We start from the raw sequence: 24,140 nt of genomic DNA, 5'->3' as shown, positions 1-24,140 counted from the left end.
GCCATCAAGGCAGAGCCCGCGCTACCGCGACACCTGCGGCGCGTTCGCCGCGGCGAGGAGCTGCTCGACCTGCTCGCGGCCGAACGGCGATCCGGGGAACGACGCGACGCGCCCGATCGGGAACGATGCCATCATCTTGAACACGCTCGGGTCGGCGATGAGCGCACTCTCGACGCTGTCGCCTGCGGCGAGCGCCTGCCGTGCGAACCCCCCCGCGATCGGGTGCTCGAGCACCTCGCCGATCGTCGAGTTCAGCGTGAGCGGCACGGGAAGGCGGTCTCCCTCCACGGCGACCGACACCGACGAGCGGATGTCGCGGCTCGATGCCCCGACCGCCACGGTGTACTCGCCGCCCTCGACCAACCATCGGTCGACACGGATGTCCCAGTACGCGAGGTCCTCACGGCGCACCTGCACCACGACCTCGCGCGACTCCCCAGCGGCGAGCGCGACCTTCGCGAACCCCTTGAGCTCACGAGGCGCGCGAACCACCGCCGAGCCCGGCAGCGACGTGTAGACCTGCACGACCTCGGCGCCGGCACGGTCGCCCGTGTTGGTCACGGTGACCCGCACAGCGAGTCCGGTGGCATCCGTGGTGACCGCGACATCCGTGTACGCGAAAGTCGTGTACGAGAGGCCGTGCCCGAACGGGAACGACACCTCGAGGTCGCGCGCGTCGTACCAGCGGTAGCCCACGAAGAGGCCCTCGCCGTAGCGCACGTGGCCGTGCTCGCCTGGGAAGTCGAGGTACGCGGGGCTGTCGGCAAGGCGCAGCGGGATCGTCTCGGCGAGGCGGCCCGACGGGTTCACGACCCCGTAGAGCACGTCGGCGATCGCGCCGCCGCCGGCCTGGCCGAGCAGCCAGCCCTCGACGATCGCGGGCACGCGCTCGGCGAGCCCCGAGAGACGCACGACGCCGCCGTTCGAGAGCACCACGACGGTGCGCGGGTTCGCGGCGATGACCGCATCGGCGAGCGCGAGCTGCGCGGCCGGCAGCTCGATGTCGTCGCGGTCGAAGCCCTCCGATTCGAGGGCGGCGGGCACGCCGAGGAAGAGCAGCACGGTTTCGGATGCGGATGCCGCAGCCACGGCTTCGGCGGTGAGCTCATCGGATGCCGCGCCGTCGCCGCCATACCCGGCGGCGAACGCCACGTCGGCATCAGGCCCGGCGAGCGCGCGGATCTCGTCGAGGGCGTTGTCGAGTCGCGTCGGGTTGATGAGCGACGAGCCGGCGCCCTGGTAGCGCGGTGTGCGCGCAAGGTCGCCGATGACGGCGACCGACGCATCGCGGCCGAGCGGCAGCACGGCGTCGTCGTTCTTCAGCAGCACGATCGACGCAGCGGCGACCTCGCGAGCGAGCGCGTGGTGGGCATCGGCGTCGTACGCGGCATCCGCTCGGGCTCCCTTCACTGCCTTCTGCACGAGCTCGACCGCGCGCGTCGCCGCGGTGTCGAGCGTCCGCTCGTCGAGCACCCCCGAGCGAACCGCGGCGACGAGCTCGGCGTCGGTGCGGCCGCCGCTCGCCGGCATCTCGAGGTCGAGGCCCGCAGCGACGCCGGTGACGCGCTCGTTCACGGCGCCCCAGTCGGAGACCACGAGACCCTCGAAGCCCCACTCATCTCGCAGCACTCGCGACAGCAGCCACGGGTCTTCCGAGGTGTAGACGCCGTTCAGGCGGTTGTACGAGCACATGACGGTCCACGGCTGCTCGTCTTCGACGACGCGCTGGAACCCGCGCAGGTAGATCTCGCGCAGCGGCCGAGGGTCGATGTCGGCCGACACGCGCATGCGGTCCGCCTCCTGGTTGTTCGCCGCGAAGTGCTTGAGCGAAGCGCCGCCGCCCTGCGACTGCAGTCCGCGCACGAGCGCCGAGCCGAGCACGCCCGAGACGAGCGGGTCCTCCGAGAGGTACTCGAAGTTGCGGCCGCACAGTAGCGAGCGCTTGATGTTGATGCCCGGGCCGAGCAGCACGCCCACGCCCTCCGCTTGCGATTCCTCGCCCAGGGCGATGCCCACCCGCTCGAGCAGCGCCGGGTCGAACGTCGATCCGAGCGCGACGGCTGGCGGGAAGCACGTGGCGGGCACGCTGTCGCCGATGCCGAGGTGGTCGGCTCCGGCGCGCTGCTTGCGCACGCCGTGCGGGCCATCGGTGAGCATGATCGACGGCAGGCCCACGCGATCGATCGGCTTGGTCGTCCAGAAGTCGGCGCCGCTCGTGAGCGAGGCCTTCTCCTCGAGGGTGAGGTCGGCCACGATCTCGGCTGCAGGGCGATCGAGGGCGGATGCCGCAGCGGCATCCGTCGACTGATTCAAGAGGTCGGTCACGAGTGGGTCCTTTCGACGCCGCAGCGGTGAGGCAGTGTCGGAAACCATATCCCGTTCGGTTTTCATTCGCAATGGCAAGTCCGTACGATGCAGGTATGGCGCGCAGAGGCTCATACGCGAAAGGCATCGCGAAGCGCGAGGAGATCCTCACGGCGGCGCTCGAGGTCATCGCCCGCAACGGCTACCGCCGCACTTCGGTGCGTGAGCTCGCCGAAGCCGTCGGGCTCAGCCAGGCCGGCCTTCTGCACTACTTCAGCTCGAAGGAAGAGCTCTTCCAGGAGGTGCTCCGAAAACGCGACGAGGTCGACCACGACAGCTACGGCGTCGACATGGCGCGCCCGATCGACGGCCTCATCGCCGTGATCCGTCACAACGCCGACGTGCCCGGCCTCGTGCAGCTCTACGCGCAGCTCTCCGTCGAGGCGGTCGACCCCGAGCATCCGTCGCACGACTTCTTCGTCGAGCGGTATGAGTCGGTGCGCCGCGAGTTCGGCGAGTTCATCCGTGAGGAGCAGCGGGCCGGCGCGATCGACCCCGAGCTCGACCCCGACCTCACCGCGACGCTCTTCGTCGCGGCATCCGACGGCCTCCAGACCCAGTGGATGCTCGACCCGTCGATCGACATGTCCGAACACATCATGCAGCTGTGGCGACTCGTCGCCCGGAAGGCCTGAACGCCTCAGTCGAACGCCGCGGTCTCGCCTCCGGCGACCACCCGGCCGCGTGCCACCACCGCGACGATGCGATCCGGATCGAGTTCCACGAGGTCGACCCAGGGGCGCCCGCGCAGCACGACGAAGTCGGCGCGCATCCCGGGTGCAAGCCGACCGAGCGAGTCGGCCCGGCCGATCGAGGCCGCCGCGCGGGACGTCGCTGCCTGCAGCGCGCGCTCGGCGCTCCAGCCGAACACCGCGGCCATCCGCCCGACTTCGAGGTATTGCTCGCCGAAAGCCACGTGTGCACCATTGGCGTCGGTCCCGAGAACGAAATCGACTCCCGCGTCCGCGGCAGCGCGCAACAGCACGTCGCGGCGGTCGACGAGCTCTGCGGCCTTCTGCCGCTGCTCCGGCCCGGCGCCGCGTCCGCCTGCGATCCGGTCGTTGATGAGCAGTGTCGGCGCGACCGCGACCCCGGCCGCCGCGAGACGATGCGCCTGCTCGACGCCGAGCAGCGTGCCGTGCTCGATCGAGTCGACGCCGGCTGCGAGCGCGATCTCGATGCCCTCCTCGGTATGGGCATGCGCCGCGACGGGCATTCCGAGTGCATGCGCCTCGTCGACGATCGCCTCGATCTCGGCGCGGGTGTGGTTGCGCCAGCTCGGCCGGTCACCCACGGAGAGCACGCCGCCGCTCGTGGCGATCTTGATGCCGTCGGCGCCGGCGCGCGCGTGGCGACGCACGAGCGCGCGGCAGGCGTCGGGCCCGTCGGCGACGGGTTTGCGCTCGGCGACGGCCGGGGGGACGAACAGGTCGCCGTGCCCGCCGGTCATGCTCACCATGCCGTGCGCGAGCACGCGCGGACCCTCGACGAGTCCAGCGTCGAGCGCCCGTCGCAGCGAGAACTGCACGTCGTCGGCCGCGAGGTCGCGCACAGTGGTGACCCCTGCGCGCAACGCCCGCTGCGCGTGCGCGAGCCCGTGCAGCGTCTGCTCCTCGGGCCGTGTCGTGAGTGGCCAGGTGAGGAAATCAGCATGACCGTCGCCGGCGTATCCGATCAGGTGCACGTGGGTGTCGATCAGGCCCGGGATGACGCTCAGCCCGCTCGCCGAACCCGCTGCCGCCGGGTCGATCGCTACGATACGACCGTCGCGTCCGTCACGCTCCCAGCGCAGGTCCACCAGGCCGACGGCACGTTCGCCGTCCCACAGCTCGACACCCGTCAGGCGCTCGGTCATGGGATCTCCTCGGGGATCGGGTCGATGGATTCGCGCCGATGACCCCGGCGACCGGCCGAGGTCTGACGTTGGAAGAGGGTACCGCTCCCATGCTCGATGCCTATCGCACACCCTGGACGGATGTCGCCGCGCACCTCGCGCGACCGGCATCCGTCGCCATCCTGCCCTTCGGAGCGCTCGAGCAACACGGTCCGCAGCTTCCCCTCGGCACCGACACGGCGACCGCGCTCGAGGTCGCGCGTCGGCTCGCCGAGCGACTCGACGCGGTGCTGCTGCCACCTGTGCACTACGGGGACACGTGGAACAACGCGGGCTATCCCGGAACAATGTCCCTGTCGACGGCGACCGTCGTGGCGATCGCGACCGACATCGGTCGGTCGGCAGCCGCGTCGGGCGCAGCGCGGTTCATCGTCGTGAACGGCGACTGGGGAAATCGGCTGCCGCTCGCGCAGGCGATGCGCGCCCTCGACGACGACGGGGTGCGAGCGATCACGCTCGACTACCCGGGCATGGATGCCGCGATCGCGGAGGTGCGCGAGAGCCCGGCCGCCGCGCCGGGACTCAACCACGCCGAGGAGGTGGAGACCTCGATCATGCTCGCGATCGATCCCATCGCCGTGCACGCCGATCGGTTCGCCGCCGACTACCCGAGCTTCCCGAGCGACTTCGGCATCCGTCAGATGCAACTGCACCCGTTCTCAAGAGTGGCGTGTTCGGCGACCCGACGCCCGCGACCGCGGCGAAGGGCGAGCAGATCCTCGCCGCGACGGTCGAGGCCTCCCTCGCCGTGCTCGCCGACTTCCTCGCGGAGTAGCTCACGCATCGTAGTTCTGGATGCTCCGGCCGTGGCTGCGATCGGTGAGGCGGGCGAGGCGCGGGCGGAGGTCGTCGAGGATCGCCTCGAGATCCACGGTGAGCAGCTTCCGGTCGCGCATGAGCACGCGTCCGGCGACGATCGTCGTGTCGATGTCGTCGGAGCGGCCGCTGTAGACGAGCGTGTTCGCGAGGTCGTGGATCGGCTGCAGGCGCGGTGCGTCCAGGTCGACCAGCAGGATGTCGGCCTGATGGCCCGGCGCGAGGCGTCCGATCGTGCCGGTCATACCTAGCGCGGCCGCACTCTCGGTCGTCGCATGGCGAAGCGCCGCACGTGCTGGCAGGTACGCAGGATCGCGCTCCGCGGCCTTGTTCACCAAGGCGAGGTAGGTCATCGACTCCCACACGTCGAGTGTGTTGTTGGAGGCCGCGCCATCCGTAGCGAGGCCCACGGGAACGCCCGCCGCGGCGAGCAACCGCACCGGGGTCGAATCCGGGCCGTGCTTGAGATAGCCCTTCGGCGCCGAGGCGACGCCCACGCGACCGCCCGCCGCACTGAGCGCCGGGACATCCTCGGCGACGATGCCGATCCCATGGGCGATGAGCGTCTGTACGTCGAGCAGACCGGCCCGGCGAAGCGCCTCGACGGGCGTGTACCCGTGACGGTCGATGCTGTGCCGGGTCTGGCCGCGACTCTCCGACGCGTGCACGTGCACGAGCAGGTCGTGCTCTCGAGCAGCCTCGGCGGTGGCTGCGAGGTCGTCGTCGGTCACGGTGTAGGTCGCATGCGGGGCGAGCGCCGTGGTGATGCGCCCGGCTGCGGTGCCCCTTCGTTCGAGGGCGAAGCCGAGCGAGCGTTCGAGTCCCGCGGCGCCGTCGCTGGAGAAGAACGTCGAGCCGAGGACGGCGCGGAGGCCCGAGGCGTCGACGACGCGAGCGATGGCATCCATGTCGAAGTAGTGGTCGGCGAACGTGGTCACGCCGGCCCGGATCATCTCCGCTGCGGCGAGCCACGTCGCGACCTCGACATCCGTCTCGGTCAGGTTGACCTCCATCGGCCAGATGAACTCGTTGAACCAGCGCTCGTCGGGCACGTCCTCCGCGGCGCCACGGAACATGACCATCGGCGAGTGGGTGTGGCAGTTGATGAATCCCGGCATCGCGACCGTGCCGCCGGCGTCGATCACGAGGGACGCGGCCGGAGCGGGCCCGGTGTCGGGCTCGACGGCCGTGATGGTGTCGCCGTGCACGAGGATCCGGTGGCGGTCGGCGAAGGAGACCTCTCCCGCGTCGTCATGCACCAGCACGGTCGCGCCTGTGATGAGGAGGTCGGCCGGGATGCCCCGGGCTCCATCTTCGGTCATGTCGGCTGATTCCCTTCCATCTGCTGCGACGCCCCGGCGCCAGGCGCTGCGGTGGACTCCCGAATGACGAGCTCGACCGGGAGCACCGTGGACGCCGGCACGATCGGCGCGTCGTCGACGAGTGCCTTCAACACGATCTGCGCGGCTCGGCGGCCCATCTCCTGCGCCGCCTGGCGTACCGTCGTGAGCGCGGGGCGCATGCCGGCGGCGAGTTCGACGTCGTCGAAGCCGACGACGGAGACATCCACGGGGACACGGACGCCCCGCTCCTCGAGCCGCCGCACCGCGCCGACCGCGATGTCGTCGTTGCCGGCGAGCACACCGGTGAACGACACCCCGTTGCCGATCAGGCTGTCGATGAGCCGTGCCGCCGAGGCCTCATCGAACGAGCCGTGGAGCACGAGCGCATTCGGGAAATACTCCGTGAAGCCGCGCACCCGCTCGGTCGTCGAATGCAGCGGCACCGGCCCCGCGAGGACGACGACCTTGCGGTGGCCGAGCTCGTGCAGGTGACGGGCGGCCAGGCGCCCGCCGGCGACATTGTCGCTCGTCACGGTCGCGACCGACGGGATCTCGGGGAGCTCCTCGTCGGCCAACACGAGTGGGAAGCGCGCGGCGAGGCCGCGCAGTTCATCCCGATCGATCGCTGTGTCGCTGCCCACATAGACGAGACCGTCGATCGTGTGGTCTCGGAGCAGGCCGAGGTAGCGCCGGCCGCGGGCGAGGTCGGACTGCCCGCTGCTGCAGAAGATCACCCCATAGTCGTAGTCGCCGGCGGTCTCCTCGACGCCCTTCGCGATGCGCGCGAAGAACGAGTGCGTGATGTCGGGCACGACGAGGCCGATGAGCAGGCTTCGCCCGGTCTGCAGGGTGCGCGCTGCGGAGGCCGGCGCGTAGCCCGCGGCCTCGATGATGGCGCGCACGCGGCCGGCCGTGGCGGCGTTCACCGGTCGCTTGCCCGAGATCACGTGGGACACCGTGGTCGAGCTCACGCCGGCGAGCCTGGCGATCTCACCCATGGTGAGAGGTCGCTCGAAACCGCCGGTCATGATCCTCCATCGGAATGCGCGATGCAAAGGGTTTTGCACAGGTGCGAACGCACCCCGTCGCCAGCCATTGTGCACGATCCGGCGACAACCTGCACCTTCTCCGCGCCTCGGCTTCGCCCTGTTTCACGGATGTTTCCGCCGAAATACGAACGGATTGAGATTTCGTCATGCGGTCGAGGCGTCCCCAAACGGCTTTGTATGCTCGCCTTTCCCTCGTGCTCTGTTGAATGCGAGGTCGGCTCGAATGCAAACGGCTTTGCATTCCGACCAGGCAACGCAGGAGGTGCCCGTGAAGGATCTCGACGTCGCCCGACTCGTCCAGCGCGTGTCGGTCCCCGTGCTCGCGGTGATCTTCGCGCTCGTCGTCGGCGGGTTCCTCATCGCGACGTCGGGCTACTCCCCCGGCGACGCCTTCGTGACCGTCGTGCAGTCGGCATTCAGCTGCTCGCCGGGATACTGCAATGTCGCTACCGTGCTCACGACCGCCGCTCCTCTGATCTTCACCACGCTCGGTGCGATCCTCGTGCTGAGCGCCGGGCTGTTCAGCATCGGGCAGGAGGGTCAGTACGCCGTCGGCGGACTCGCCGCGGTCGTGGTCGGCTACGCCCTCCCGTTGCCCGATGGCGTGCACTCGGTGGTGGCACTGGTCGCCGCAGCCATCGGCGGTGCCGCCGTCGGCGTCATCCCGGCGATCTTCCGCATCTTCCTCGGCGCCAACGAGCTCATCGTGAGCATCATCCTGAACTCGGTCATCATGCTCCTGCTGAGCTTCCTCGTGAACTACCCGCTCCGCCAGGCGGGCGGCAGCACGTCGTACACGAATGTCGTCGACGAGTCGGCCCGGCTCGCGATCTTCGACCCGGCGACCAAGCTCGGAATGAACATCGTCATCGCCCTCGCCTTCATCGTCATCGTCTGGCTCTACCTGGCGCGCAGCACTTGGGGCTACGAGCAGCGGATGGCGGGCGCGGCGAGCGCATTCGCCCGCTATTCGGGCATGCGCACCAGAGCCGCGGTCATCCGCGCCGCTGCGCTCGGGGGTGCCCTCGCCGGCATCGGCGGCGGCATCCAGGTGATCGGAATGAACTACCGCGTCATCGACGGCTTCATGGACGGCACGGGCTTCAACGGCCTCACGGCGGCGATCCTCGGCGGCATGACCGTGTTCGGCGGGGCGCTCGCGGCGCTGCTGTTCTCGGCGATCATGGTCGGTGCCGTCAACGGGCTCCAGATCGTCATGGGCATTCCCCGGGAGATCGGGGCAACCGTGCTCGCGCTCATGATCGTCTTCGTCTCGGTGCAGACGCCACTCGTGGAGCGGCTCGAACTGTGGCTGAGCAAGAAGCGCGGTGCGGCCGAGATCGCACGGCGCGCGGCCGAGTCGCCGGTTGCGGAGGGATGACCGTGGACCCGATCGCCAATTTCTTCTCGTCCGAGATGCTGCACAGCGGCATCCGGCTCACGACGCCGATCCTGCTCGGCGCGATCGCGTCGGCGCTCAGCTCGCGGGCCGGCGTGCTCAACCTCGCCATCGAGGCGAAGATGCTCGTCGGCGCGTTCGTCGGCCTCGTCGCGCTCGACGCGAGCGGCTCGACGTTCACCGCCATCCTCGCCGCATTCCTCGCGGGCGCCGCGACCGGCGGGCTCATGGCCGGAGCGCACCGCCTCGGCGTCGACCTCATCGTCTTCGCCATCGGGCTGAACATGCTCGCCCTCGAACTGTCGGTCTACCTCATGCGGGTGCTGTTCGGCGGCACCGGCGTGTGGACGCCCGACGTCGAGACGCTCGGCGACATCGACATCCCGCTCATCGGGTCGATCCCGTTCCTCGGCGACCTGCTCAGCGGCTACAACATCCTCGTCTACCTCGCCTTCGCCGCGGCGATCGCGTTCACCCTCTTCTTCCGCTACCGTCCCGGCCGTCACCTGCTCGCGATCGGCGAGGCGCCCGGTGCGGCCGCGGCCGCCGGCATCGCCGTTCCGCGGTACCAGACCACGAGCCTCGTGATGGCGGGCGGCCTTGCTGCGGTCGGCGGCGCATTCCTCACCGTCGGCGAGCTCGGCCTCTTCGCCCGCGGCATGACCGACGGCGCGGGCTGGATCGCGGTCACCGCGGCCCTCCTCGCGATGAACCGCCCCGGCTTCCTCATCCCGGCGTCGCTGCTGTTCGGATTCTCCGACGCCTTCGCGATCAGGCTCCAGAGCACGACCGACCTTCCCCAGGTCGTCGTGCAGCTGCTCCCGTTCCTCGCAACGCTCGTCGTCCTCGGCTTCGTCGGTTACCGCGCCATGCGCGCCGCCGCGACGCTCGGCATGCCGAAGCGACCGCGGGGCGCAGCCCGACCGCCGCAGCCTGCCACGAGCACGGCCGGTACCTGACCAGCGAGCGACCCTCGCCGGACCGCACCCTGCACCCTCGACCTGCACGCACCAGGAAAGGAATCCCCCGATGTCCACCACCACTCCGCGGCTCATCGCCGCCGCCGCCGCGCTCGGCGCCAGCGCGCTCGTCCTGAGCGGCTGCGCCGGATCGTCGGCGGCCGGCAACGACTCCGACGACACCTTCTCGGCGACCCTCGTCGGAGGCGTCGCCGGCGACCTCTCGTACACCGACACCGCGCTCGCCGGCCTTGCACAGGCGAAGGATGAGCTCGACGTGACCACCAAGCACATCGAGACCCCGGATGCGGCGCAGGGCGAGACCCTGCTCCGCTCGGCCATTCCCACGTCGCCCGACCTGCTGCTCTCGATCACCCTCCCCCTCGACACCGTTGTGTCTATCGCCGAGCAGTACCCCGACCAGCTCATCGCCCTGCCCGACCAGGCCGATGAGGGCACGGAGCTCCCCGACAACGTCGCGGCGTACACGATCAACGTGCATGAGGGCAGCTTCCTCGCGGGCGTCGTGGCAGGCGCGATGACCGAGAGCCACGTGGTCGGTGCGATCATCGGCGGCCAGGCTCCCGGTCTCGACCAGTTCGCGCTCGCCTACAAGCAGGGTGTGCTCGCCGCGTGTCCCGACTGCGAGGTCAAGCTGAGCTACCTGAACTTCCAATTCGCCGACCCGGCGCTCGGCAAGTCCACCGCGCTCGACCTCCACAGCGACGGCGCCGACGTCATCTTCCAGGTCGCCGGTGGCACCGGGACGGGCGTAATCGAGGCGGCGAAGGAGGGCGGCTTCTACGCCATCGGTGTCGACAGCGACCAGGATTCGGTCGCACCCGGCACCGTGATCACCTCGATGCTGAAGCGGGTGGATGCCAACGTGCTCGCCCTCATCACGGCGGCCGAGGAGGGCGACTTCGCCTCGGGCTTCACGCAGGTGGGCCTCGCCGACGGCGCCACCGGTCTCTCGTGGGACACCGGCTCGACGGTGTTCGAGGAGAACGCGCCGACTGAGGCCGCCGCGAAGATCCCGGCCGTGAAGGATCTCGTCGAGGACTTCCGTGCGCAAATCCTCGACGGCTCGCTCGAAGTCTGCGACGCACTGAACGCCCCGGACTCCGAGGCCTGCGCCGCGCTCGGCTGATGACGAGCGGCCGCCTCCTCCCCCCGGGGGCGGCCGCTCCCCCACACGGACACGACCATGCATCACGGACACGACCACGGATGGAGGCAGGCGGATGACCGCATTGCTCGAGCTCGATGGCCTGCGCAAGTACTTCGCATCGTCGGGCGTGCTCGCCGTTGCGGATGTCTCGCTCGAGATCAACGCCGGTGAGGTGCTGGCCCTCGTGGGCGAGAACGGCACGGGCAAGACGACGCTCATGAACCTGCTGTTCGGCGCCTACCAGCTCGACGCCGGCCGCATCCTCATCGACGGCGAGGAGGTCGCCATCCGCAGCGCGCAAGACGCGATCGACCACGGGATCGGGATGGTGCAACAGCATTTCGCCCTCGTGCCCTCGTTCACGGTCGCGCAGAACGTCATGCTCGGGCGGGAACCGCTGCGCGCCGGCGCCGTCGATGATCGCGAGGCGGAGCGGGTCGTCTCGGAGCTCGCCGACCGCAGCGGTTTCCCCATCGATCCGCGCAAGCTCGTCGCCTCCCTGCCGATCGGGCTGCAGCAGCGCGTCGAGATCCTCAAGGCCCTCGCGGGCGACACACGACTGCTGATCCTCGACGAGCCGACCGCCGTACTCACCCCCGCCGAGGCCGACGACCTCATCGGCGCTGTGCGGCAGCTCGCCGCCCTGGGCACCGCGGTCGTCTTCATCAGTCACAAGCTCCCCGAAGTCCTCGCCGTCGCCGACCGCATCGTGGTGATGCGGCGCGGACACGTCGTCGGCACGCTCGACGTCGGCGATGCGACGCCCGCGACCATCGCGCGCATGATGGTCGGACGCGACGTCCTCCTCAGCGCCGACATCGGGCATGTCGAACCGGGCGCGCCCGCCCTCGAGCTCGAGGGCGTCTCTGCACCGCAGCTGTCCGCGGGCGACTCGGGGCTCGACGACGTGTCGCTCACCGTGCGCGAGGGCGAGATCATCGGGGTCGCCGGCGTCAGCGGCAACGGCCAGGGCGACCTCGTCGACGCGATCGCCGCGATCCGCAAGATCGAGCGGGGCCGTATCCGCGTCACCGGCACGGATGTCGCGAACACCGACCCGCGCCGCGCGCGCGACGCCGGACTCGCCCACATCGCCGAGGACCGCATGCACGTGGGGCTCAATCGCGAGGCGACCCTCGAGGAGAACGCCATCGCGACGGCGTACCGCTCGAAGCGGTTCAACGTCGCCGGGATCCTGAAGCCGCGAGCCATCCACGGGTTCGCCGCGCGACTGATCGCCGACTACATCGTGCGCGGGGCATCCCCTCGCCGCATCATCGGACACCTCTCCGGCGGCAACCTGCAGAAGATCGTCATCGGCCGAGAGCTCGACGGCGAGCCAGCCGTGATCCTCGCGAACCAGCCGACGCGCGGGCTCGACGTCGGCAGCATCGAGTTCGTGCACCGCTCCCTGCTCGACGCTCGAGACCGGGGTGCGGCGATCCTGCTCGTCTCCGCGGAACTCGAGGAGATCGTCTCCCTGTCCGATCGCATCGTCGTCATGTACGACGGCACGCTCGCCGGTCCGTTCGACCGCGGGGAGCTCAGCAACGAGCAGATCGGCACGCTCATGGCCGGTCACGATCTCGAAGCGGTGGAGGTCGTGGCGTGAGCACGGTGGTGCGGATCGTCGCTGACCACGTCTACGTGAACGACGACGACGGCACGGTGCTCTCCGCCGGCGTCGTCGAGATCGACGGCGGTCTCATCACGAGCGTCGAACCGGTCAGCGGTTCCCGGCCCCGTGGTGAGGGGGTCCTCGACCTCGGCGAGTCGATCCTGATGCCGGGGCTCGTCAACGCCCACGCGCACACGCCGATGTCGCTCATGCGCGGCGTCTCGGAGGGGCACTCCCTGCTCACCCTCGAAGGGTGGCTCGGCGCCATCCGTTCCCTCGAAGCGCACCTCACTCCAGAGCTGGTTCCTGCGTCCGTCGCCGTGAGCTGCGCCGAGATGATCGCCAGCGGCACCACGACCTTCGCCGACCAGTACTTCTACGCCGAGCAGTATCTCCCGGTGATCCGCGACTCAGGGCTCAGGGCCGCGGTCGCCTACGGCATCGTGGAACTCGGCGACGACGACGCCCGGGCTGCGGGCCTGGCCGCCGCCGAGGCGTTCCTCGAGTCGGCCGGCGACGACCCGCTCGTGCGCGGATGGGTGGGCCCGCACGCCTTCTTCGTCGACAACCAGCTGGAGGCGATCGACGCGGAGCTCGCGATGGCGCGCCGACACGGCGCGGGCCTCCACACCCACTACGGCACCTCCGCCGAAGAGGAGGAGGCCTGCCAGCGCGACTACGGGCGCAGCGCGCTTTCGATCATGCGGGAGATCGGCCTCTTCGACGTGCCCTTGCTGCTCGCGCACTGCAACGCGATCGCACGCGACGAGCTCGCACTGCTCGCCGGCACTCGAGCCACGATCGTGCCCGCGGCATCCGTCGCCATGATCAGCGGGGCCGAGGCGCCGCCCGTGCGCGAGGCGCTCGACGCCGGCGTCAACGTCGCACTCGGCACCGACAACTGGTGCGGTGACAACAATGCCGACCTGTTCGAGGAGATGCGCACGCTCGGCAAGCTCGCGGCCTTCACCGCGAAGACCCCGAATTCCATCCCGCCGCGGGAGCTCATCGCCCTGGCCACCTGGCGAGGCCACCGCGCGCTCGGCGGGTCGGATGACGACGGGCGTCTCGTCGCCGGAGCGGTCGCCGACGTGATCGCCCTGCCGGTCGGTGCGCTGCACCGCGGTCCTGCGGGTGCGCAGAGCCTCGCCTCGGCGCTCGCATACGGGGCATCCGGCTTCTCATCCACCGACGTCATGACCGCCGGACGCTGGCTGAAACGCGACGGCGCGCTCACGACGGTCGATCTGCCGTCGGCCCGTGCGCAGCAGCAGCGGGACTTCGACGAGCTCATGGCGCGCGTGCGCGCCGCCTGAACGAAAGGAACGATGCGACATGCCGGCCCCACACACCGAGGACCCGTGGACGCGCGTGACGAGCAAGCGCGGCTATGCGGCCGACGAGCTGATCTCCGCGCTGCAGAAGTCGATCCGGCGCGGCGACGTGCGCCTAGCGGTGCTCATCGGGCGCGAGCTCTACGAATCGAGCGCCGAGCTCGAGGCGGTCATGTGGTCGAGGCTCTGCGTCGTCTCGGCGGAAGACGCCGGTGACGGCTCCTGGCAGGAGCCCGTCGTCGTCAACAGCCTGTTCGAGATGCACGAACGCCTGGACCGCGCGGCGGGCGACCGGTGGCTCTTCGCCGCGCACGCGATCCGCTTCCTCGCCGAGCGAACGAAGGACCGAACGTCCGATGAGTGGGCGAACCTCGCGATGCATCTCGTGAACTCGTCCGACCGGCCGTTCGAGATCCCCGATTACGCGCTCGACGTGCACACCCGGCGCGGTCAGCTCGCCGGGCGGACCGTCGACGATTTCTGGGCCGACGGCTCGGTCGTCGCGAACGAGCGCGAGGATCGCGATCGCAGCGTGCGCGACGAGATCCTGCGCGTCCGCGCCGCCGGTGCGTGGCGCGGCTGAGGGCCGGGACTGATGGGCGAGGCCTGAGGGGCGAGCGGATGACGCGAATGCATCGGGTGATCTTCGACACCGACCTCGGCAGCGACGTCGACGACGCGCTGGCGCTCGCGCTGCTGCTCGGCACGCCGTCAGTCGTGATCGAGGGCGTGACCACCGTCTACGGCGACACGCTGCTCCGCGCGCGGCTCGCCCAGCGCTACGCGTCGCTCGCCGGGCGTCGGCTCGCCGTCCACGCCGGCCGGGGGGCGACGCGCTCCGGGCGCGAGGTGTGGTGGGCGGGCCACGAGGGCACCCTGCACGAGGGGCTCGAAGCCGAGCCCGTCGACCCTGAGCCCGCCGTGGACTTCCTCGTGCGGGCCGTGCGCGAGTCGCCCGGCGAGATCGACGTCATCGCCGTCGGACCGCTCACCGATATCGCCGCGGCGATCGAGCGTGATCCCGCCTTCTCGCGGAACGTGCGGCATCTCTGGCTCATGGGCGGATGCTTCGACGGCAGCGGCGAGACCGAGCACAACATCCGCAGCGACATCGACGCCGCCGAGCTCGTTTTCGCCTCCGGTGCGCCCATCACCATCGCGGGCCTCGAGGCCACCCGGCGGATCTCGATGGATGCGGCGCACCTCGAACGCATCGCCGCAGCAGGTGCGCTCGGGCGGGCCCTCGACGCCGACATCCGTCAATGGTGGGCGTTCTGGAACGAGACCTGGAATGTGCCGCACGACCCGCTCACCGTCCTCGCGCTCGTGCAACCCGAGCTGTGCTCCACCTCACCTCGGGGCGTCGTGCGCGTCGACGCCGACGGCCGTACGCGATTCACCCCCGATCCCGATGGGCGCACCCGGCTGGTGACGGACCTCGACGCCGATGCCGTCGCCGAGGCGATCGTCATCGGGGTGTTGGCCGCCAGCGGTCAGCCCGCGAGCAGTTCGCCGTAGCCCGGCGCGGCCTCCTGGGCGAGGAGCCCGAGCATCGACTCGAAGAACCGCTCGGCGTCGATCCGTTCGATCGCCGTCACGTTGGGCTCATCGCTCCGCCAGTCGAACACGGTCGCGCCGCGAGTGAGCTCGCCGCGCGTCTCGACCGACATCCGGTAACGGCGCTCCTCGAGCGCGTACGAACGGTCGATCGCGAGCAGCACCGAGAGCGAATCGGGATGCGTCGAGCCGTTGATTCCGACGCGGACGTCGAAGTCGAACGTCGCCTGGTTCGCACGCACGAAGAAGCGCGAGAGCGTCGTGTCGAGGTCGCGGATCCGGTCGATGTGCTCGGCCGTGAAGACGGCGTCGCGCAGCGTGAGCGGGTCCCAGCTCACGATCGTGACGTTCGGGAATCCCGCGCCGAGCACGATGTCGGCCGCCTCGGGGTCGACGTAGATGTTGTACTCGGCGGCGGGCGTGATGTTGCCCCGGCCGTTGATCGAGCCGCCCATGATGACGAGCTCCTTCACGAGCGCGGCGAATCGCGGCTCCTTGCGCACTGCGAGGGCGAGGTTCGTGAGCGGTCCGATCGCGACGACCGTGAGTTCGCCGGCGTGCTCCTCGGCGAGCCGGATCAGGGCGTCGACGGCGTGCTCGGGCGACGGAGCGTGTGCATCGTCGAGACGCCGGAGTCCACCGACCCCATCGCCGTGCACCTCGCTCGCACTGCGCCACTCGCGCACGAGCGGCCGTTGTGCCCCGAGATGCACCGGCACGTCGCCGAGGCGCCCGGCGAGGCCGAGGGTGAGCAGGGCGTTGTGCACCTGCTGCTCGAAGCCGACGTTGCCGGCCACCATCGTGATCGCCTTGAGGTCGGCGCGAGGATGAAGGAGCCCGACGAGGAGCGCGAAGCAGTCGTCTGCGGCGGTGTCGGTGTCGATGACGAGGGGGATCACGGTGGCCTTCCGTCGTGGGGAGGACGAGAGCGTAGCATCCGGTAAGGTCTCGCTCAGCGCCGGGCACGCCGGGCGCGACGGCCGAGCGCCGGAGAGGAGCATCCGTGACCACGATCGAAAATGTCTCGTTCGTCGAGGCCGACACCCGCGCCGGTCGCGTGCGGGGGGCCTGGCGTGGCAACCGCTCGGCCGCATTCCTCGGCATCCCCTTCGCTGAGCCGCCCGTCGGCGAGCTGCGCTTCGCTGCTCCCGTGCCGCACCGCCCGTGGGAGGGCGTGCGCGACGCGCTCGAGTACGGCGCGACCGCACAGCGCGGCGATCCCGGCGTGACGTTCATCCCCGAGCCGTCGATTCCCGGCGAGTCGACCCTCAACGTCAACGTCTTCACGCCCGCCCCGGCGACGGACTCGACGGATGCCGCGCTGCCGGTGCTCGTCTACATCCACGGCGGCGGCTACTTCGCGGGCTCCCCCGCGAGTCCGTGGTACGACGGCGCCGCCTTCAACCGCGACGGCGTCGTCACGGTCTCGATCTCCTACCGGCTCGGCTTCGACGGCTTCGGCTGGATCGCGGATGCCCCGATGAACCGCGGCGTGCTCGACTGGCTGCTCGCCCTCGAGTGGGTGCGCGACAACATCGCGTCCTTCGGCGGCGACCCCTCGCGCGTCACGATCGCCGGACAATCGGCGGGCGGCGGGGCGGTGCTGACCCTGCTCGGCATGCCGCGCGCCCAGCCGCTCTTCGCCGCCGTCTACAGCATCTCGGGCGTCGCGGCCGACGTCACCCTCGAGCGCGCCGAGGCGTTCGGCCGTCGCCTCGCCGAGGCCGCCGGCGTCGAGCCGACGCGTGCCGGATTCTCGGCGCTGAGCGAGGAGCGTCTCCGTGAGGTCCAGGGCGAGCTGAGCGCCCGCGAACAGGGCGGCAGCCCCTTCGACGCGCTGCGCCGGTTCATCGACGGCGGACTCGAGTTCGGTCCCGTGATCGACGGCGACCTCGTGCCGAAGCCCACCGTCGACGCGATCACCGCGGGCACCGGGGCCGACAAACCCCTCGTGCTCGGCGCGACCGACGACGAGTTCTCGACGATCCTCGACGGCGCGAAGGGCAAGCTGCGCTTCATTCCCGCGCGGTTCCTGCTGGGCAGGGCGGGGCTCGAGCGCGCGGCCCGCTCGCCCTACCTCGCTGCGAACCGCGAGGTCGCGAAGCTCGGCAGCGCGGCGGTGGTCGGCCGCTACCTCACCGACCGGTTGTTCCGCACCCTCGCGCTCCGCATCGCCCGCGCCCGCGGCGCTGCGCCTACGTGGCTGTACCGCTTCTCGTGGGTGTCGCCGAAGTCGGGGCGGGCCGTGCACTGCCTCGACGTGCCGTTCTTCTTCGATTGCCTCGATGCCGGGCGCGTCGATGTTGTCGCGGGCGACGCGCCACCGCAGGCACTCGCCGACGAGGTGCACGGCGGCGCCGTCGCGTTCGTCGTGAACGGCGACCCCGGATGGCCCCGGTTCACGGATGCCGCGGGCACCGTGCGCGTCTTCGACACGACCTCGACCGTCGCGGAGCACGGCTTCGCCGCGGTGCGGCCGCTCCTCGCGGACTGAGCGGCGCGAGCGACACAGCGAGTGCGAGTCGAGGTCGATTCGGGGGGCTCCCCGAACGCGGGCCGCCGTGCTTACGATGTGGTCATGGCCCTCCCCGCGCTGTGGAACCTCGACGGGCGCGTCGCCATCGTGAGCGGCGCCGGCAGCCCTATCGGCATCGGATTCGCCGCCGCCCGCGCCCTCGGCGAGCTCGGAGCGGGCATCGTGCTCACCGCGACGAGCGAGCGAGTGCACGAGCGCGCCGAGGACCTCCGCGAAGCGGGCATCACGGCCGTCGGCTTCGCGGCGCGATTGGACGTCGAAGACGAGGTCGACGAGCTCTCCGCCGAGCTCGCGGCCACCGGCATCCGCCCCACCATCGTCGTCAACAATGCGGGCCTCATCGCGACCGGCGACCCCGAGATGATCGGTGGCGACGCGATGATGTCGCTCGACGACTGGAACTCCAGATTCGCCATGAACCTCACGACGGCGTTCCTGCTGACCCGCGCCATGCTTCCCGGAATGCGCGAGACCGGCTGGGGCCGCATCATCTGCGTCTCGAGCGTCACCGGCCCCGTCATGGCCTCGCGCGGCGACGTCGCGTATGCCGCGGCGAAGGCCGGGATGCTCGGATACGTGCGCGCCCTCGCGGTCGACGAGGCCGCCTACGGCATCACCGCGAATGCCGTCGCCCCAGGCTGGATCGCCACCGCGAGCCAGCTCCCGAACGAGGCCGAGGAGGGGTTGCTCGTGCCGGTCGGGCGCAGCGGCCGGCCCGAGGAGGTCGCATCGGCCATCGCCTGGCTCGCGACGCCCGGAGCTGCCTACACGACCGGGGAGCTCATCGTCGTCGACGGCGGCAACGCCATCGCCGAAGAGCGCCGCTGAGCGGTGGCCTCCTCGCTCTCGGGAATGATCGGGGGCGCTGCGCGCTTGAAGCTCACATGAGCGCGATCGAGGCATCCGCAGTCCCCGACGTCCTCGGCGAAGCCGAGCGCACCATCGACGCCGTGCTCGAACGCCTGCACTGGAGCGTGCTCGAGTTCGGAGATCGCGAGCTTCCCGCCGGTGTCAAGGCGCTCGACGACGGCCCCGGCATCCGCTTCCACTACGTCGCGACGGGCGCGATCGAGGTGCACCGCCGCGGCGACGAGCCGCTCGCCATGCAGGCCGGCGACTTCGTCATGATCCCGCACGGCGGGCCCGTCGACCTGCACACGATGCGCGACACGCTGCTGCTGAGCGGCTCGCTCGCCCTCAACGGCACCGACCCCATCTCGGCGCAGGCCATGCCGCCCGTGCTGTTCACGTGCGGCTTCCGGGTGCACGAGCCGATCTTCGCCTCGCTGCTCGACACGATGTACCGCGAGGCGTCGAGCGATCGAGCCGGCAGCCATTCCGTGATCGAGCGGCTCGCCGATGTCGTGGCATCCGCTGCCGTGCGCATCTGGCTCGAACGGGGCTGCGGCAGCGCGCTCGACCTGCTCGCCACCGGGCGCGACCCGCACCTCAGCCGCGCGCTCGAGGCGATCCACGACGACCCCGGCTCGCCCTGGACCGTCGAGTCCCTCGCCCGCCTCGCCCGGGCCTCCCGCTCGCAGTTCGCCGAGCAGTTCAAGGACGCGGTCGGCGACTCCCCCGCCCGCTACCTCACGCGGGTGCGCATGGAGCGAGCCGAGCGGATGCTGCGGGCCGGGGCATCCGTCACCGACATCGCCTACCAGCTCGGCTACGAGAGCGACGCGGGATTCAGCCGCGCGTTCCGGCGGCACGCCGGCGTCTCGCCGAGCCTCTGGCGTCGCGCGGCCGTGCACGCCGTGGCGTAGCAGCCGACCTTTGTGTGCAGAATTCAGGAACGCCGGTGCTGGGCCGCGTGAATCGGGGGCGAATCGCCGCACTGACCACACTCGACCAGCGCAGGCTTCCTGAATTCTGACCGCGCGCCGCCGCCTCTGAGCATGCAGAATTCAGGAACACCGGCGCTGGGCCGCGCGAATCAGGCGCGAATCGCCGCGCTGACCACGCCCGGCCCGGGCAGGCTTCCTGAATTCTGACCGCGTGCCGCCGCTAACGGGCGCGGGCCGAGCTCAGTACACCCGCGCCGAGCACCGCCGCGATGCCGCCGCCGATGAGCGCGGCCTGCACGCCGACCGAGTCGACGAGCAGACCGCCGACTGCGGCGCCGATGGTGATCGCGAGCTGGAACGCGGCAACGACGAGTCCGCCGGCGCTCTCGAGCCGTTCGGGCACGACGTGGGCCATCCAGGTCTGCACCATGGTCGGGATCGCACCGAATCCGACGCCCCAGACGAACACCGTCACGGCGGCGAGGCCGACGCTCGATCCGGCGAGCGCGAGCACGATCGTGCCCACGCCGATCGCGACCGGCGCCGCGATCACCAATACGGGCAGCCGGCGATCGGCGAGCGGCCCGGCGAACATGTTGCCGATGAAGCTCGCGACGCCGAAGATCATAAGCAGCAGAGCGAGCAGGCTCGGAGTGATGCCGTCGATCGCCTCGAAGGCGGGTCGCAAGTAGGTGAAGCCCATGAAGTGCCCGCCCGCAAGCAGGATGATCGCGAGAACGCCAAGGGCGACCACCGGGATGCGGGCGGTCTGCAGCAGGGTGCGGAAGCCCGGGGCGCCGCTCGGCGGGATCGACGGCAGCGTGGCGAGCTGCGCGACGAGCGTCAGCACACCGGCCGCGGCCGCGAGCAGGAATACCGCACGCCAGCCGAGCAGTTCACCGAAGTACGCTCCGGCGGGCACCGCGGCGATCGTCGCGAGCGAGACGCCGGTGTTCACCACGGTCATCGCGCGGCCGAGCCGGTCGGCGGGCACGAGCTTCGCGGTCACGGCGAGCGACATCGCCCAGAAGCCCGAGATCGCGATGCCGAGCAGCAGGCGCGAGGCGAGCATGAGTCCGAACACGGGTGAGAGCGCGACGAGCACGTTCGACACGATCGCGAGCGTGGTGAGGCCGGCCATCACCCACCGGCGGTTCACCCGCGGCAGTGCCGAGACCACGAGCGGGCCGCCGATGATGCCGATGATGCTCGTCGCGGTGACCAACTGGCCGGCGACGCCCTCCGTGATGCCGAGCTCGGCTGCGATCGGCGAGAGCAGGCTCGCCGGAAGGAACTCGCTCGCAACGAGCGTGAAGATTCCGAGGCCGAGTGAGACGACGGCGAGCCAGGCGGCCGGGCGGACCGCCGGCGTGGTCTCCTGGGGCGGCGTGCCCGGGGACTGTGTCGGTGTCGACAGCGTGTTCGTTGACATGGTGCTCCTTCAAGTCGACTCCCAGCCTCGCGCGCACAACCGACATGCGCCCGACCGATCGTCCTCCCGATCCGACCGTTCGTCCGGAAGGCGCAGACCGCGCCGTCAGGCGTGGGAGCTCGTCGAAGAGCCGTCGCTGCTTGCAGCCCGCCTCGGCCGGCGTTTGAACAGGCTGCGGATGCCCCATGCGGTGACGCGCACCATCGCCTCGAGCACGATCGCCGGGGTCATCTTCGATCGGCCGCGCGCTCGCTCGACGAACGTGACCGGCACCTCGGCGACCGTGAGTCCGGCCTCGCGCGCGTGCCAGAGCATGTCGACCTGGAAGCCGTAGCCGCGAGTGTGGACATCCTCGAGGCGGATGCGGCGCAGCGCGTCGGCGCGGAACGCGCGATACCCGGCCGTCGCGTCGCGGGTGTCGAGCCGGAGCACGGCGCGGGCGTAGGCACTCCCCCACCGGGAGAGCAGCTCGCGATGACGCGGCCAGTTCTCGATCGAGCCGCCCGGGATCCACCTCGACCCGATGACGAGATCGGCGCGCCCCGCGGCATCCGTCGCCTCGAGCCGCTCGAGCAGGCGCGGCAGTTGCTCGGGCAGGTGCGAGCCGTCGGCATCGAGCTGCACGATCGGATCGAATCCGCGATCGAGCGCCCACGCGAAGGCCTCGAGGTAGGCGGCGCCGAGTCCGTTCTTCGCCGTGCGGTGCAGCACCTGCACGGCGGTATCGGCCGCCGCGAGTTCGTCGGCGAGGTCGCCCGTGCCGTCTGGTGACGAATCATCGACCACGAGCACGGATGCCGCAGGCACCGCAGCGCGAACCCTGGCCACGGTGTCGGCGAGGTTCTCGCGCTCGTTGTACGTCGGGATGACCACGAGGGGCCGCGACATCCGTTCTCCCCTCGATGCGTGCTCGGACCATCGTATGGGGCGCGGCAGACGGGCGGCTGCGAGCGGTCGACGGCGACGGCGACGGCGACGGTCAGCGAACCGTCAGCGAACCGTCAGCGCAGCGACGCCGTCGCGGCAGCCGTCATGAGCGCCGCCGCCGCCTCGTCGTCGAGCCCCTCGCGCGTCAGGCGGCGCCACGTCCAGAAGTCGAGTCCCAATCGCACCAGTGCTCGGCGTTCCGAACTCCCGCACAATTCGGTTGCGAGCGTGTCGGCGAGCTGACGACCGCTTCGGGCTCGATCTCGACCTGCCGAGCATCCCGCGATTGACCGCGGAGCACGGGCTGACCTTCGGCAGGGGCTGAGGTGGGCCGGGTCGCCCTCGCCCTGTTCCCCTCGACTCGGGCGGCCCGAACTCCCCACCGGAGCAGGGTCGGTAACGCTGCTCGTGGGCCACCATACTCTCGGCCCCACCAGCGCGGGCGTGATTGTGAGCAGTTCTCGCTATCGGATCGACTCGTCCGCCACCCCAGAGGTGGGCACATCCCGGGTCAGTCGCGTGATCACGTGGAGGAGGAGGAACAGCAATACCGCACCACCGACGTAGGCGACGAGGTCGATCGGATCGAACGCGCTACCGAGGACCAAGGGCGCCAGCGGCACAACGGCACCGATCGAGTCGGGGATGCCGGTGAGCTGCAAGAGCTCGATCGCCGTCGCGATCGCGAACGCGACCGAAGCGACCACGAACTCCGGAATCGTGGGCCTGACGAGCAGCACCAGCAGACCGACGAGCACGACGTACAGGATGCTGCCGAGCACGTCGAGGATCGGTGATCGGTCGAGCAACTGCAGGCCGAGTCCGAGAGCGATGCATGCCACTGCTCCCAACGCGCCGAGCCTCCTGACGTTTCGCGGCGAGGCGGTCAGGCGAGGCATCCGATCAGTGAAGCACACCGACCCCTCGTCAGGTCGCCGCCATCGCCTCGACTTCGACCTCGAGTTTCCAAGAGGGGGAGCGGCTCAAGAAGCCTCGGTCAGCCACGACAGCATCAGCTCGCGGGTCGCGTCGGGGGCGTCGTAGTGCGGTGAGTGGCCGGCGCCCGGCACCACGCGGTAGTCGACGAGCGGGGCGCGCTTCGCGATCGCCGCAGCATCCGCCGGGTCGAGCATCGTGTACACCTGCGGGTCGCCGCTGACCACCAGCGTCGGGATGCCCAGTCTGCCGGCAGCGTCCGTCAGGTCCCAGCGGCCGGTATCGGTGAACGTGCGGGTGACGGCCTCTGGGTCGACCTGGGCGATCGACGCCAGCTTCGCGTCGATGTCGCGGGGATCCCAGTGCGGCTTCTCCGCCTCGAGTTGCGGACGAGTGAGCGCGAGCTCCGCGCGCTGGTCGGCGATGATCGTCGGCTCCTCCTCGGCCGGGATCCGCCACACGGGCTCGAACAGCACGAGCCGAGCAGCCCAGCCTGGATCCGCCGCCGCAACGAGGGTCGCGGCACTGGCACCGAGTGAGTGCGCGACCACCGCATCCCATGGCCCGGTTGGCGCGAGGTCGGACGCGTACGACGGCAGTGCGTAGTCGACGGCCGCGCGTTGCCCGCCATGCCCGCGCAACGCGATTGCCTCGGTCGTCCATCCGGCATCCTCGAGCCAGTGCCGCACACGCCACAAGCCTGCGGGGCTCGAACTCAGACCATGGATGAGGAGTACGCGGGGCATGTCGTCACGCTAACCGGGCGGAAGGGTCGTGCCAGCGACAGGGCCGGTGCATTGGCGGGATGTTGCGGTGGCTCGGCACGAAATCGTAGAAGGTTCAGTGCAAAGGTCGCGGTGAGCCGCTCGTTCGACGGCGTTCGGATCAGGCGATGATGCCGTCGGTGAGCAGCTCCTGCAGACCGCGAGCGAACTTCTCCCGGCCGCCGTGGGCCGGATGCCGCACTCGTGGCACCGTGAGCCCGCTTCGCACCATGCTGTGGTGGGACACGTTCCCC

General features: G+C 70.4%; 22 protein-coding genes and 1 pseudogene. 13 read left to right on the top strand and 10 right to left on the bottom strand.

Going from position 1 to position 24,140, the window contains the following annotated elements; genetic code table 11:
• Window positions 1-21: 21 nt before the first annotated feature.
• The gene (locus J7E25_RS02935) at window positions 22-2,325 is read right to left on the bottom strand and encodes a glycoside hydrolase family 3 C-terminal domain-containing protein (RefSeq protein ID WP_374196187.1); all 2,304 of its coding nucleotides are present in this window, start codon (window positions 2,323-2,325) and stop codon (window positions 22-24) included.
• A gap of 95 nt (window positions 2,326-2,420) precedes the next feature.
• On the opposite strand from J7E25_RS02935, the gene J7E25_RS02930 reads away from it, so the two are divergent.
• Window positions 2,421-2,999 carry a TetR/AcrR family transcriptional regulator gene (locus tag J7E25_RS02930; protein ID WP_214867742.1) on the top strand — a complete coding sequence of 193 codons (579 nt, stop codon included), beginning with the start codon at window positions 2,421-2,423 and terminating at the stop codon, window positions 2,997-2,999.
• A 5-nt stretch (window positions 3,000-3,004) separates the two neighbouring features.
• Here the strand turns inward: J7E25_RS02930 and J7E25_RS02925 are convergent, their stop codons facing one another.
• Window positions 3,005-4,219, bottom strand: a complete 1,215-nt coding sequence (locus J7E25_RS02925) for an amidohydrolase family protein (RefSeq protein ID WP_214867740.1) — start codon at window positions 4,217-4,219, stop codon at window positions 3,005-3,007.
• A gap of 38 nt (window positions 4,220-4,257) precedes the next feature.
• Here J7E25_RS02925 and J7E25_RS18415 point away from each other — a divergent pair.
• Window positions 4,258-4,836 (top strand): annotated as a pseudogene (locus tag J7E25_RS18415) (creatininase family protein); the annotation flags it as partial.
• Between the two features lie 92 nt (window positions 4,837-4,928).
• The gene (locus J7E25_RS02920) at window positions 4,929-5,033 is read left to right on the top strand and encodes a creatininase family protein (protein WP_214867871.1); all 105 of its coding nucleotides are present in this window, start codon (window positions 4,929-4,931) and stop codon (window positions 5,031-5,033) included.
• 1 nt (window position 5,034) lies between these two features.
• Here J7E25_RS02920 and J7E25_RS02915 read toward each other — a convergent pair whose 3' ends face one another.
• Together J7E25_RS02915 and J7E25_RS02910 are read right to left on the bottom strand one after the other, a co-directional pair.
• Window positions 5,035-6,396, bottom strand: coding sequence for an amidohydrolase (locus J7E25_RS02915; RefSeq protein ID WP_214867739.1), 1,362 nt, complete (start codon window positions 6,394-6,396; stop codon window positions 5,035-5,037).
• Window positions 6,393-7,445, bottom strand: a complete 1,053-nt coding sequence (locus J7E25_RS02910; protein WP_214867737.1) for a LacI family DNA-binding transcriptional regulator — start codon at window positions 7,443-7,445, stop codon at window positions 6,393-6,395. The genes J7E25_RS02915 and J7E25_RS02910 overlap by 4 nt, the downstream gene beginning before the upstream one ends.
• Before the next feature lie 289 nt (window positions 7,446-7,734).
• On the opposite strand from J7E25_RS02910, the gene J7E25_RS02905 reads away from it, so the two are divergent.
• The 7 genes from J7E25_RS02905 to J7E25_RS02875 all read left to right on the top strand — a co-directional run bounded on the left by J7E25_RS02905 (window position 7,735) and on the right by J7E25_RS02875 (window position 15,465).
• Window positions 7,735-8,847 carry an ABC transporter permease gene (locus tag J7E25_RS02905; RefSeq protein WP_214867735.1) on the top strand — a complete coding sequence of 371 codons (1,113 nt, stop codon included), beginning with the start codon at window positions 7,735-7,737 and terminating at the stop codon, window positions 8,845-8,847.
• Complete coding sequence (locus tag J7E25_RS02900; protein WP_214867733.1) at window positions 8,844-9,824, top strand: ABC transporter permease; 981 nt, start codon at window positions 8,844-8,846, stop codon at window positions 9,822-9,824. Before J7E25_RS02905 ends, J7E25_RS02900 begins: the two co-directional genes overlap by 4 nt.
• A gap of 70 nt (window positions 9,825-9,894) precedes the next feature.
• Window positions 9,895-10,974: a BMP family ABC transporter substrate-binding protein gene (locus J7E25_RS02895; RefSeq protein WP_214867731.1), complete on the top strand. Its 1,080-nt coding sequence runs from the start codon at window positions 9,895-9,897 to the stop codon at window positions 10,972-10,974.
• Window positions 10,975-11,068: 94 nt separating this feature from the next.
• Entirely contained in the window at window positions 11,069-12,607 is a 1,539-nt protein-coding gene (locus J7E25_RS02890; RefSeq protein WP_214867729.1) for an ABC transporter ATP-binding protein, read from the top strand.
• Window positions 12,604-13,929: an amidohydrolase family protein gene (locus J7E25_RS02885; RefSeq protein WP_214867727.1), complete on the top strand. Its 1,326-nt coding sequence runs from the start codon at window positions 12,604-12,606 to the stop codon at window positions 13,927-13,929. Before J7E25_RS02890 ends, J7E25_RS02885 begins: the two co-directional genes overlap by 4 nt.
• A gap of 19 nt (window positions 13,930-13,948) precedes the next feature.
• Window positions 13,949-14,530, top strand: coding sequence for a hypothetical protein (locus J7E25_RS02880; RefSeq protein ID WP_214867725.1), 582 nt, complete (start codon window positions 13,949-13,951; stop codon window positions 14,528-14,530).
• Window positions 14,531-14,568: 38 nt separating this feature from the next.
• A complete protein-coding gene (locus tag J7E25_RS02875) occupies window positions 14,569-15,465 on the top strand; it encodes a nucleoside hydrolase (RefSeq protein ID WP_214867723.1) in 897 nt (298 codons plus the stop codon).
• On the opposite strand, the gene J7E25_RS02870 is transcribed toward J7E25_RS02875, so the two are convergent.
• Window positions 15,441-16,403, bottom strand: coding sequence for a nucleoside hydrolase (locus tag J7E25_RS02870; RefSeq protein WP_215006437.1), 963 nt, complete (start codon window positions 16,401-16,403; stop codon window positions 15,441-15,443). The genes J7E25_RS02875 and J7E25_RS02870 overlap by 25 nt on opposite strands.
• 104 nt (window positions 16,404-16,507) lie before the next feature.
• Between J7E25_RS02870 and J7E25_RS02865 the strand changes: the two genes are divergently transcribed.
• From J7E25_RS02865 to J7E25_RS02855, 3 genes are all read left to right on the top strand, one after another.
• Entirely contained in the window at window positions 16,508-17,998 is a 1,491-nt protein-coding gene (locus J7E25_RS02865) for a carboxylesterase/lipase family protein (protein WP_214867719.1), read from the top strand.
• An 84-nt stretch (window positions 17,999-18,082) separates the two neighbouring features.
• Complete coding sequence (locus J7E25_RS02860; RefSeq protein ID WP_214867717.1) at window positions 18,083-18,868, top strand: SDR family NAD(P)-dependent oxidoreductase; 786 nt, start codon at window positions 18,083-18,085, stop codon at window positions 18,866-18,868.
• A gap of 56 nt (window positions 18,869-18,924) precedes the next feature.
• Window positions 18,925-19,806: an AraC family transcriptional regulator gene (locus J7E25_RS02855; protein WP_214867715.1), complete on the top strand. Its 882-nt coding sequence runs from the start codon at window positions 18,925-18,927 to the stop codon at window positions 19,804-19,806.
• Window positions 19,807-20,047: 241 nt separating this feature from the next.
• Here J7E25_RS02855 and J7E25_RS02850 read toward each other — a convergent pair whose 3' ends face one another.
• The 5 genes from J7E25_RS02850 to J7E25_RS18115 all read right to left on the bottom strand — a co-directional run bounded on the left by J7E25_RS02850 (window position 20,048) and on the right by J7E25_RS18115 (window position 24,133).
• Window positions 20,048-21,259, bottom strand: a complete 1,212-nt coding sequence (locus tag J7E25_RS02850) for an MFS transporter (protein ID WP_214867713.1) — start codon at window positions 21,257-21,259, stop codon at window positions 20,048-20,050.
• A gap of 105 nt (window positions 21,260-21,364) precedes the next feature.
• Window positions 21,365-22,147 (bottom strand): polyprenol monophosphomannose synthase, encoded by a 783-nt coding sequence (locus J7E25_RS02845; RefSeq protein WP_214867711.1) that lies wholly within the window; start codon window positions 22,145-22,147, stop codon window positions 21,365-21,367.
• A 503-nt stretch (window positions 22,148-22,650) separates the two neighbouring features.
• Window positions 22,651-23,085 carry a DUF2809 domain-containing protein gene (locus J7E25_RS02840; RefSeq protein WP_214867709.1) on the bottom strand — a complete coding sequence of 145 codons (435 nt, stop codon included), beginning with the start codon at window positions 23,083-23,085 and terminating at the stop codon, window positions 22,651-22,653.
• A gap of 84 nt (window positions 23,086-23,169) precedes the next feature.
• On the bottom strand, window positions 23,170-23,868 hold the full coding sequence (locus tag J7E25_RS02835; protein ID WP_214867707.1) for an alpha/beta fold hydrolase: 699 nt from the start codon (window positions 23,866-23,868) through the stop codon (window positions 23,170-23,172).
• 139 nt (window positions 23,869-24,007) lie between these two features.
• Window positions 24,008-24,133, bottom strand: coding sequence for a hypothetical protein (locus tag J7E25_RS18115; RefSeq protein ID WP_285289787.1), 126 nt, complete (start codon window positions 24,131-24,133; stop codon window positions 24,008-24,010).
• Between the last annotated feature and the right edge of the window lie 7 nt (window positions 24,134-24,140).

Origin of the sequence: Agromyces sp. ISL-38, from assembly GCF_018613935.1 — a bacterium.
Classification (GTDB): Bacteria; Actinomycetota; Actinomycetes; order Actinomycetales; family Microbacteriaceae; genus Agromyces.
This window is presented reverse-complemented; position numbering and strand designations above follow the sequence as displayed.